We start from the raw sequence: 2,806 nt of genomic DNA on the forward strand, positions 1-2,806 counted from the left end.
TCTCACGACGTTCTGAACCCAGCTCACGTACCGCTTTAATGGGCGAACAGCCCAACCCTTGGGACCTACTCCAGCCCCAGGATGCGATGAGCCGACATCGAGGTGCCAAACCTCCCCGTCGATGTGGACTCTTGGGGGAGATCAGCCTGTTATCCCCGGGGTAGCTTTTGTCCGTTGATCGACGGCCCTTCCACTCGGCACCGCCGGGTCACTAAGCCCCGCTTTCGCGCCTGCTCGAGCTGTCGCTCTCGCAGTCAAGCTCCCTTGTGCCTTTGCACTCACAGCCGCGATGTCCGACCGCGCTGAGGGAACCTTGGGACGCCTCCGTTACCGTTTGGGAGGCGACCGCCCCAGTCAAACTGCCCACCAGGTACTGTCCCCGGCCCGGACTTGTGCGGGCCCGGGTTAGAACGCCCGCCCCAGAAGGGTGGTATTCCACGGGTGGCTCCACCGGAGCTGGCGCCCCGGCTTCGACGCCTCCCACCTATGCTCTACATCCAGGACCGGCATCCCATACCAGGCTGCAGTGAAGCTCCACGGGGTCTTTCCGTCTAGCCGCGGGTAAGGAGCGTCTTCACTCCTTCCTCAATTTCGCCGAGCCCCCCGTTGAGACAGTGCCCAGGTCGTGACGCCATTCGTGCAGGTCGGAACTTACCCGACAAGGAATTTCGCTACCTTAGGACCGTTATAGTTACGGCCGCCGTTCACCGGGGCTTTGGTTCGCAGCGTCGCCCGGACTTCCGCCCGGGCTAACCCCTCCCCTTAACCTTCCGGCACTGGGCAGGCGTCAGCCCCTATACCTCGCCTTGCGGCTTCGCAGAGACCTGTGTTTTTGGTAAACAGTCGCCTGGGCCGTTTCCCTGCGGCCCCCTCGGGCTTCGACCGCTGGGGCCTACACCCTACCGGGGCACCCCTTCTCCCGAAGTTACGGGGTGAACTTGCCGAGTTCCTTAACGGGGGTTCTCTCGCGCGCCTGTGGCTTCTCGCCTCGCCGACCTGTGTCGGGTTGCAGTACGGGCACCCCGGACCTGGCTAGAGGCTTTTCTCGGCAGTGCAGGCTCATGCCAGTTCGCACCCTTGCGGGCGCTCCCCGTCGCGTCTCGGCGTTGACGGACCTGCGGATTTGCCTGCAGGTCCCGCCTACCCGCTTGGACCCGGCATCTCCAACGCCGGGCTGACGCACCTCCCTGCGTCCCCCCATCGCTCATCACGGGCCGAGGTGGTACCGGAATGTCGACCGGTTGTCCATCGCCTACGCCTTTCGGCCTCGGCTTAGGTCCCGACTAACCCTGAGCGGACGAACCTTGCTCAGGAACCCTTCGGCTTTCGGCGGGCCGGATTCTCACCGGCCTTGTCGCTACTTATACCGACATTCTCCCTTCCGCCCCCTCCACCCGGGCTTGCGCTCGGGCTTCCCTGGAAGCGGAACGCTCCCCTACCACCGCCCCGGAGCTCGCTCCGGGACGATCCGGCGCTTCGGTGGCGGGCTTAGTCCCATTCCATTTTCGGCGCAGGGCCGCTTGACCAGTGAGCTATTACGCACTCTTTCAATGATGGCTGCTTCTAAGCCAACATCCTGGTTGTCGTCGCGACCCCACATCCTTTGCCACTCAGCCCGCACTTCGGGACCTTAGCGGCCGGTCCGGGCTGTTCCCCTCTCGACGACGAAGCTTATCCCCCGCCGTCTGACTCCCCCGGGATCCGATGGCGGCATTCGGAGTTTGAACGGGATCGGTAGCCGTAACGGCCCCTCACCCGATCAGTGCTCTACCTCCGCCACCCCGCACCGGGAGGCTCGCCCTCAAGCGATTTCGGGGAGAACCAGCTATCACCGGGTTCGATTGGCATTTCACCCCTACCCACAGCTCATCCCAGGTCTTTTCAACGACCACGTGGTTCGGGCCTCCACCGGGGGTTAACCCGGCTTCACCCTGGCCATGGGTAGATCACCCGGCTTCGGGTCGGCAGCGGGCAACTCCTCGCCCTGTTCAGACTCGGTTTCCCTGCGGCTCCGGAGCTTCTGCCCCTTCACCTCGCTGCCCACCGCCACTCGCCGGTCCGTTCCTCAATAAGGACGCCGTCAGGCCGCCTTCCCCCAAAGGCGAAGGCCTGGCCCTCCGACTGCTTTGCAGGCTTACGGTTTCAGGTTCTGTTTCACTCCCCGTCAGGGGTGCTTTTCACCGTTCCCTCGCGGTACTCGTCCGCTATCGGTCGCCTGGCGGTATTTAGCCTTGGGAGGTGGGCCTCCCCGCTTCCCACAGGATTCCCCGTGTCCCGTGGTACTCAGGTGCCGTGACCCCGGCCAGGAAGCCGTCTCGCCTACGGGACGCTCGCCCTCTATGGTGGGCCCTTCCAGACCCCTTCGGCTCACCGCTCCCTGCCCGGTCAGGCCGCCACCGCCGCCTGCCGCCACGACCCTCCAACCCCGGCCGGACAACGCCGGTGGGCTTTTCCGTCCAGCCGGTTTGGGCTGTTCCCCGTTCGCTCGCCGCTACTGGGGGAATCGCCGTTGCTTTCTCTTCCTCCGGGTACTGAGATGTTTCACTTCCCCGGGTTCCCCTCCGGTGCCTATGGATTCCGCACCGGATGCCGCGGCATTACCCGCGGCAGGTTGCCCCATTCGGAAACCTCCGGATCAACGCCCGCTTGCGGCTCCCCGGAGCGTATCGGCGCTTGCCCCGTCCTTCGTCGGCCCCAGGCGCCCAGGCATCCACCGTAAGCCCTTCGCCACTTGACCGCCGAACCGCCTATTCAGGCCTCGGGCTTTGCCACACGTTCGACGCTGTGCAGTTTTCAAGGTGCTGGC

The 2,806-nt window shown here is 64.8% G+C and carries 1 rRNA gene; it reads right to left on the reverse strand.

The features are described 5' to 3' along the window. Positions 1 to 2,737 (reverse strand): 23S ribosomal RNA (locus AB1609_04725); the annotation flags it as partial. Between the last annotated feature and the right edge of the window lie 69 nt (positions 2,738 to 2,806).

The organism is Bacillota bacterium, assembly GCA_040754675.1.
GTDB lineage: Bacteria > Bacillota > Limnochordia > Limnochordales > Geochordaceae > Geochorda.